The organism is Nitrosomonas sp. Nm58, assembly GCF_900107335.1.
Lineage (GTDB): Bacteria > Pseudomonadota > Gammaproteobacteria > Burkholderiales > Nitrosomonadaceae > Nitrosomonas.
This window is the reverse complement of sequence record NZ_FNPQ01000031.1, coordinates 25,113-32,836: the sequence shown is the minus strand read 5'-3', so window position 1 is coordinate 32,836 and position 7,724 is coordinate 25,113. Positions and strand designations below refer to the sequence as shown.

At 52.0% G+C, this 7,724-nt stretch carries 7 protein-coding genes and 1 pseudogene; 5 read left to right on the top strand and 3 right to left on the bottom strand.

Going from position 1 to position 7,724, the window contains the following annotated elements; all coding sequences use genetic code 11:
- The first annotated feature begins 219 nt into the window (after nt 1–219).
- The 5 genes from BLW34_RS16515 to BLW34_RS11205 all read left to right on the top strand — a co-directional run bounded on the left by BLW34_RS16515 (nt 220) and on the right by BLW34_RS11205 (nt 4,097).
- Nucleotides 220–378: a hypothetical protein gene (locus tag BLW34_RS16515; RefSeq protein ID WP_218138841.1), complete on the top strand. Its 159-nt coding sequence runs from the start codon at nt 220–222 to the stop codon at nt 376–378.
- A 120-nt stretch (nt 379–498) separates the two neighbouring features.
- The gene (locus tag BLW34_RS17025; RefSeq protein WP_256203761.1) at nt 499–903 is read left to right on the top strand and encodes a hypothetical protein; all 405 of its coding nucleotides are present in this window, start codon (nt 499–501) and stop codon (nt 901–903) included.
- Nucleotides 896–1,162 (top strand): hypothetical protein, encoded by a 267-nt coding sequence (locus BLW34_RS17020; RefSeq protein ID WP_143037917.1) that lies wholly within the window; start codon nt 896–898, stop codon nt 1,160–1,162. Before BLW34_RS17025 ends, BLW34_RS17020 begins: the two co-directional genes overlap by 8 nt.
- Nucleotides 1,095–1,514 carry a hypothetical protein gene (locus tag BLW34_RS17015; protein WP_256203759.1) on the top strand — a complete coding sequence of 140 codons (420 nt, stop codon included), beginning with the start codon at nt 1,095–1,097 and terminating at the stop codon, nt 1,512–1,514. The genes BLW34_RS17020 and BLW34_RS17015 overlap by 68 nt, the downstream gene beginning before the upstream one ends.
- 657 nt (nt 1,515–2,171) lie before the next feature.
- Nucleotides 2,172–4,097 carry a hypothetical protein gene (locus BLW34_RS11205; RefSeq protein WP_256203758.1) on the top strand — a complete coding sequence of 642 codons (1,926 nt, stop codon included), beginning with the start codon at nt 2,172–2,174 and terminating at the stop codon, nt 4,095–4,097.
- A 90-nt stretch (nt 4,098–4,187) separates the two neighbouring features.
- Here the strand turns inward: BLW34_RS11205 and tnpA are convergent.
- From tnpA to BLW34_RS11190, 3 genes and pseudogenes are all read right to left on the bottom strand, one after another.
- Nucleotides 4,188–4,619, bottom strand: a pseudogene (gene tnpA / locus BLW34_RS11200) (IS200/IS605 family transposase).
- Nucleotides 4,620–4,724: 105 nt separating this feature from the next.
- On the bottom strand, nt 4,725–5,477 hold the full coding sequence (locus BLW34_RS11195; protein WP_090579539.1) for a sulfite exporter TauE/SafE family protein: 753 nt from the start codon (nt 5,475–5,477) through the stop codon (nt 4,725–4,727).
- Nucleotides 5,478–5,856: 379 nt separating this feature from the next.
- On the bottom strand, nt 5,857–7,428 hold the full coding sequence (locus tag BLW34_RS11190) for a formate--tetrahydrofolate ligase (protein WP_256203760.1): 1,572 nt from the start codon (nt 7,426–7,428) through the stop codon (nt 5,857–5,859).
- Nucleotides 7,429–7,724: the final 296 nt, after the last annotated feature.

Genomic DNA, 7,724 nt, shown 5'->3' with positions numbered 1-7,724 from the left:
TCACCTTAATCACTTTAGTCAAGTAATTTTTCCATATTTGTAGCAGGGGATTTCATAAAAAATAAAATCTATTACTACTTCAATAAGTTGAGTAAATGAAAAAATAATTAATCTAACAGTCACGCTAAACGTTTAACCTATTTTCCTCAGTTGAGCCTATAAAAACAGCCGTAAACGTAGTACTGTAAAGGTTTTACGGCTGAATGAAGGAATCACCCAATGGGTGAAAAGGATTTTGATGAAAAAGAAGTAGTAAAGGCGGTAGACAGCGCCGTGCGGGAGATGAAGCGAGCTGCACAGGAGTTGTGCTTGTCGACCCCGGGTGGTCGATTTCACGTACGCTGGGACGAAAACGGAAGCGCCACGGCTTTGGGTTAATTGGTATTTTTTGCCGAATTCTTAGAAGTGACTGGTTTATTTGCCCGTTGGGTAGAGGAGTGCCCGCTTACTTACACTAGCCCTAATGCGCCTGCGGTGGTTGATTGACTGGGCACTTGGTTGCTATCCATTCTTGATGGGCAGCGACGTTACGCGCACATAGCCGGACTACGAGGAGACGAAGTTGCGCCTGAGATACTCGGCATGGGCAAGATCATGAGCGATGAGAGCTTACGCCGCGCGCTGAGTGCGCTTGCGCCAAGTTTGCCCAAGCGTTGTGATGACGCGCAACGCGCGGCCTGCCTGGCCCAGCTGATGAAGAGCACGATCTGGATGGACACGGCGCTAAGTGAGAGTACTCGCGAGGCCTTGAATACTGCTTGGATTCTCGATGCTGATAGCAGCGTCAAGCTGTTGTATGGCCGTCAAATAGGTGCTGAGATCGGCTACAATCCCAGGAAGCCAGGACGACCAAGCCACACCCTGCATACTTTACTTAATCAGCAATGTTCGCCTGGTGCTTGATGTTGAAGTGCAAAGCGGTAAATCCCATGCCGCCAAACATAGCCTACCCCGTCTGCGGCAGCTGATCGAAGGACTTGCTCCTGAGAAGCGGCCTACTCTGATGCGTGGCGACAATGCTTTTGGCAATGAAGGGGTGATGGCTGAAATGGAAGAGATTAATCAGCGTTATCTGTTCAAGCTTCGCCAGACTGATGGGATATTCACTGGAAGCCCTGGGGCAATTGTACCGGGACCGGGCAGATTGCGAGAATGGTTTTGATGAGTTGAAGACTCAATGGGGCTGGGGTGGTTATACCCCTCATGACTTGGAACGCTGCAACCTCTCAGCACGAGCAGTTGCGCTCATCTACGATTGGCGGAGTTGGTATGTCCGTCTAGCCCACCCCAAAACACACCTGGAGGCGATTACCAGTCGCCCTTTGCTGCTAAACGGGGTTGCCCGCCTGACTCGGCATGCAGGTCAATCTCGATTATTGCTTACGTTGGCTCATGAGGCCGGGGATCAGATCAAAACGATGATCGTCAATATCCGTGAGGGTCTTGATTTTATTCTAGCAAATGCGCCTCAGTTGCCAAAAGTGGAGAAATCAATTATCGGAACGAACTACTAGCTGGCAGGACACTTGCAGCACTTGATACTCCCCCACCCTGCTCGGCATTTCCAAATTGACGCGATGGCCTTTACCTTTTTTCATCAGCACCTATCAGATAGCGTGGTTTATTGTACTTTGTCATACGTGGATTTGCCGTGTGATTACAGAAATCAATTCAGGGTTGGTGAATTCAGTCCTCCTAAAGCCTGAATGCCGAATAACATAGCTGAAAATTGCTGACAGAGTAGCCCTGTATCTCCATAAAAATGATTATTCAAATTTGCCTGGTTTATTATCCACAAAATCAGTGAGCAAGACTGTGGAAAATTGCTCTATGTCGTTCAAAGAAAATACAATTTACCCCTGCCTATACATTAATCAAGGAACAGTAGTAGGCCGTGCAGGCCGTAATCCGGCAACCGGCAAAACTATGGCGATTCCGGCCAAAAAATCGTCAACCTCAAAACAGGCAAAACTCCGTCTAACGCTACCGCAACTGTAAAACCTGTGAGCACATAATCTGTGGAATCCTATGGATTAGGGTAATTTAATGTTTAACTTTACTCTGATTCCAGATTTTCCTAGACTTTCAGATAATTAACTGCCTGAAAAGGAAAAACTCCTTTGAAAGATATGCTCCTATCTAATAGAAAAATCCCTTAAAGGAGTCCATAAGTGATCACACTAAGCTTCTCAAAATTAATTCTGAAAAAACTGCAAGGGAGTCTATTCATCATCCTGAGGGTAAGTAATATTCGTTTATGCGGATTAGCAAAGCGTCTCGATGCAGTAAAGTGGGATCGAGGCTGCTTTTTGAGTTTACCGACCCAGCCTACGCGCCTTTTTCTCGCATGCTTGCTAGCATGGGTCAGCATTTCAGTGGCGCAGGCCGAGGATTATTCATGCGAAGACGCTGGCGAAACGCATATCTGGATCTCGCCCCTTAACCCCAAAGCCGATGGGCAGGTCAAGATCATGGCTGTGTCTACGGATAGCCCCGTGTCGGAACTGACCCTGATCGACAGCCAGGATCGACGCATGCTCCTGCCATCCCGCCACCGCGGTGGCCCGCCTTGGAGTCTTGTCGCCGAATTGGCAAGGCTGAACGAGGGACATTATCGAGTGGAAGCGAGCCGGGATGGCAGGCTGATCGCCTGCCAACTTCTCACCATTGACGGATCAGGCATACAGAAAAGAGAGGAAAGAACCAAAGTGTGGAATCTTGCCACTGAAGCCCTTTATTCTGCCTGGATCGAAGCGTTGTTTGGCGCCCCCCCCGAAGAAAACCTCAGCTTTCCTTCCTTGGAACCAGTGTTGCGCAACACCGAACGCAACTTTCTGCATAACCATCTCGGCCTCAGCGAAGACAACAACTTGCCACTCACCCCCGATTGCGCCGATCTGCCCTACACCTTGCGGGCTTATTTTTCCTGGAAAATCGGCCTGCCGTTCGCCTTTCGTGCCTGCGGGCGTGGCTCGACCAAAGCGCCGCCGCGTTGTGGCGCGGCCACCATCGAGACCGAATTTACCCACGGCAGCAGCTCGCAGGCCAGCTTCAGGAAAATCAGCAGACAGCTGGTGAATACTATCCATTCAGGTTCGTTACGGACTGGACTGGAAGACGAGTCCACGGATCTGTATCCCATCCCGCTTAGCCGGGAGATGCTCTGGCCGGGAACGGTTTATGCCGACCCCTACGGCCATGTACTGCTGGTTGTTGAATGGCTGCCGCAGACGGCGGATCACCCTGGCAGCTTGCTGGCGGTCGATGCCCAGCCGGACAACACGGTGGCCCGCAAGCGTGTTTGGGAAGGCACCATGCTGTTTGCCAATACCGCAAGCGCTGGACCAGGTTTCAAGGCTTTCCGGCCTTTGATCCGCACGACCTTAGGCAGGTGGCGAGCGCTCTCCAATAGTGAGCTAGCCGACCAATCCGACTTCGCCCCTTTTTCCGTGGAGCAAGATCAACTCTCTCCCGACGATTTCTACGCCAGGTTAACCAGGCTCATCAACCCCAACGGCCTTGATCCCAAGCAGGCTTATGAAGCCACTCTGGATGCCTTAGTAGAACAAATCGAGGCCCGCGTGGCCTCGGTGAACAACAGCGAGGCATATTTCCGCAAGCATCCTGGCAGTGTCATCCCGATGCCCAGCGGCGCGGCGATTTTTCAGACTATTGGCCCGTGGGAAGATTACTCCACGCCCTCCCGCGACATGCGCCTGATCATCGCGATTAACGTGCTAAATGGTTTGGCCGAGAAGATCGTGCGCCACCCCGAATTGTTCGTGCTGAACGGCCAGCGTCCCGAGGAGGCCAAGGTCGAAATCGAACAACACCACGCAAAACGCATCCATGAACGCAACATTCGCTATACACGCACGGACGGCAGTCTGTGGGAGCTTTCTGTGGCTGAGGTGCTGGCACGCAAGCCGGCCTATGAGATGGCTTATAACCCCAACGACTGCGCTGAAGAACGTTGGGGCGCGGAGTCCAGCACGGAGGAATATGCCACCTGCCGCCGCCACGCCCCAGCGAAACAGCGCGTGAAAATGGAGCAATACCGCATCTGGTTCCGCGAAGCACGCAGGCCAACGCAATGAAGACTCAGTTAAATCACCTCCGGCAAAGCCGGAGGCTTATTTCTGCTAGCCCCTCAAAGAGGCAAGAATTGGCGCCACCTAAAGGCGGCATCACATACCAAGCTTGAGCTGATTATAATGTTCATCCTCTTTCTCTTGATGTCGGATATATTCTCTGACCATCTCTTCATCTAACCCTACGGTTGATACAAAATAACCACGCGTCCAAAAACTTTCACCTGTGAAATTCCTCGATTTCCCCATAAACTTTCGCGCTATCGATATTGCACTTTTCCCCTTGATATATCCTACTACCTAAGATACCGAGTACTTCGGAGGAATACTGATGCATATATATACATGATCAGGCATCAAATGTTCTTCCACTATCTGACAGTTTTTCTGCGCCGCTAATTCGTGCAATACCTTTCCAAGGTGTTTTCGTATTATCCCGAATATCACTTTCTTCCTTCTTTTCGGAATAAATACGACATGATACTTACAGTCCCATGTTGTATGGGCCAAACTCTGATAATCTCTCATTTGATTCTCCTAGCTCTTGATCAAGCTAAAAGAATCAGGGTGACCGTATCACACGGTCAAACCTTTAATAGTCTCCCGGCATAGCCGGGGGACTACCTTATTTATTTAAACCAGCAATTTCAGTCCCACCAAAAAAGTCACGATCTCAAAACTGCGCTTGATAAATCGATTCCCTTTGACGATAGCGAAATGTGCCCCGAGATAACCGCCAACCATTGAGCCCAATAACAACGCTGGCAACCAGTCCCATTTGATCTCACCGAGCATGCCGAGTGTCACCGCTCCGGCGCCATTCCAGAACAAGCCGACTAGAACCAGGGTATAGGCCACAGCCTGCTTGTAATCCAATCCAAACCAGTGAACGAGCCAAAGAGTCACGAACAACCCCGTTCCTGAAGTCAATGAACCATTGAGCACACCAATCAAACACAACACCAAACCGCCTATAAGGTATCCCTGTCGATCACGATGCCGCGAGTCTGCTGTCATCCCGAGCTGCGGCGTAAAAAATGAGTAAAGGCTCATGCCAATCGTCAGTACACCCAACGCCATTTGTGCTGCGCGGTCCGGCACGTTAAGAATCACTGCCGCTCCCGCCACCACCCCAGGCAAGCCCGTGGCCATTACAAAGATGGCAAAGCGAATATCGAGCGATTTTTCCCGCCAATGACGCAATGTTGCACCCACGCCAAGCGCAACGCTGGCGACTTTATGGGTAGCGAGCGCTATCCCAAATGGCAATCCGAGAAATATCAGGGCAGGTAATTGAATCAACCCCGCCCCACCTCCGGCCAAGGCCGAAAAGGCGTTGGCTGCCAGTGAAACCAGCAATAATACGATCTGCTCACTCCAATTCACCGCTCCCCCTCGCGTTACTGAATATATATCTCAAACATTTCCCACACGATGCTATCAAGGTCACTTGTTGCACTACTGTCCATGAGCGGAATTGTCTATGCAGCCAGCCCCGAGAAGACATCTGAATTATTCCGCTGGACCGATAAAATGGCATCACTGATTACAGCAACCGGAAACCACCGGCAGTATGCCCAAAAGGAATACAAAGCCGTCAGCGAATGAGAACCCATCGTCTAAACCATCGAACTCATTCTTGCATCACCAGAATTCATAAGGGCACTTGGGGTCTACCATTGAATTTGACATTTTTGCCTTCTCTTTTCCGCCTGTTTCACTGCCCGGCTCACGGTAGCATAACCCACACCAACATGCAGGGTGGTCAAATGCCCATAATCTCCCCATCATCGGACAGGTCAATACGGTGTGCGGCCGGGTCACGAGGTAATCCGGGCATGGTGACGATGTCGCCAGTCAGCACCAGCAGGTAACCGGCGCCAGCGGCGATACGCACCGACTCGACTGGCAGTGCAAACGCTCTGGGATGGCCTACGTGAGCTGGGTCACTGCTGAGTGACAGGTGGGTCTTGGCGATACAGATGGGAAGTCGGTCGTAACCAAGTAAGTAAACCCGTTCCAGGTCCTTTCTTGCAGTGCGGCTGAACTCGAGATCGTTGGCGCCATAGATGGTGCGAGCGACGGCGGCAATTTTCTCCTCAGGAGGTAACCCCAAGCTATAAAGATAGCGTGCAGGCGGTGTCGGTTGAGCGGCAGCGGTGGTGACCGCTCGTGCCAGCGCTTCAGCCCCGGCGCCGCCATCGGTAAAACCGGTAAAGAGGGCGGCATTCAGCCCAAGCTTGGCACATCCCTTCTTAATGGCAGTCAGTTCCTGCGAGGTATCGCCTTCAAAGCAATTGATGGCAATGACCGGCTCAAAGCCAAAGGCGCGCACGCTGTGGACATGGTGCTCCAGGTGTTCCAAGCCACATTCGATTTCTTGGATGGGATCGGAGTGGATGGGGTCGCCGCCACCATGAATTCTTAATGCCCGCGCGGTTACCACCAGCACGACCACACTAGGCCATAGACCAGAGCTGCGGCATTTCAGGTCAAAAAATTTCTCGGCGCCCAGATCAAAGCCAAAACCCGCTTCTGTCACAGCAAAGTCTGCGCAAGCAGCGGCAGTCTTAGTGGCAACCACGCTATTGCAGCCATGGGCAATGTTGCCAAAGGGGCCTCCATGCACAAAAGCGGGCACGCCTTCGGTGGATTGCACCAGATTCGGCAGAATCGCATCCTGCAGCAAAGCCGCCATTGCGCCTGTTGCCTGCAGGCTCTGCGCGGTTACCGGATCACCCGAGCGGTCAAATCCGACCAGGATGCGCCCGAGTCGGGCTTTTAGATCCGCGAGATCCTCAGATAGACAGAGAATGGCCATGACTTCTGAAGCTGCGGTGATGTCGAAGCCGGCCTCACGCGGGACACCATTGAGGCGCCCGCCAAGCCCAATCACGGTCTCACGCAGGGCGCGATCATTCACATCCAACACACGGCGCCAGAAGACTTGGCGGTGCTCCAGGTCGAGTTCGCTGCGAAAATGAATGGCATTATCCAGCAAGGCGGCCAACAGGTTGTGTGCCGCAGCGACGGCATGCAGATCCCCCGTGAAATGCATATTGATGCGCGCCGAGGGCTCGAGCTGGCAACGGCCGCCACCAGTGCCGCCGCCCTTGACGCCAAAGATGGGTCCCAGCGAGGGTTCGCGTAAGGCAAGTGCTGTACGCTGACCGATGCGGGCAAGACCTTGTGCCAAGCCGATAGAAACGGTGGTTTTTCCTTCGCCGCTGCGGGTGGGATTAATCGCCGAAACCAGTACGATTTTTCCTTTTGGCTTAGCCTCTTTCTTGGGTAAGGCGCTCAACCGAAGCTTTGCCATATACTCGCCATAGCACATCAGTGCATTGGGTTGCAGATCAAGGGCTGCGGCGATGTCCAGTATGGGGCGCATGATAAAAAATTAGGGTGAGGAGAATAAGTAAAAATAGCATCAATTCTAACATTCCAACACTCATGCCAATTATTCTGTTCGAATAGCCGCATAACCCGACTCACGGCCATAGGGTGAATGCCGAAATGATCATCCATCTCTGACAGCACGTTAGTACCGAATAAATAAGAAAGCCGGGCTATTGTTTCGTTTCTATTTCGATAGCAGTGCCGACAAACCTCCGGCGACATAGCGGCAACGCG

Coding starts and splice junctions, on each gene's coding strand:
- BLW34_RS16515 (WP_218138841.1), top strand. CDS start 220: ATGGGTGAAAAGGATTTTGATGAAAAAGAAGTAGTAAAGGCGGTAGAC.
- BLW34_RS17015 (WP_256203759.1), top strand. CDS start 1,095: ATGGGATATTCACTGGAAGCCCTGGGGCAATTGTACCGGGACCGGGCA.
- BLW34_RS11190 (WP_256203760.1), bottom strand. CDS start 7,428: ATGTGCTATGGCGAGTATATGGCAAAGCTTCGGTTGAGCGCCTTACCC.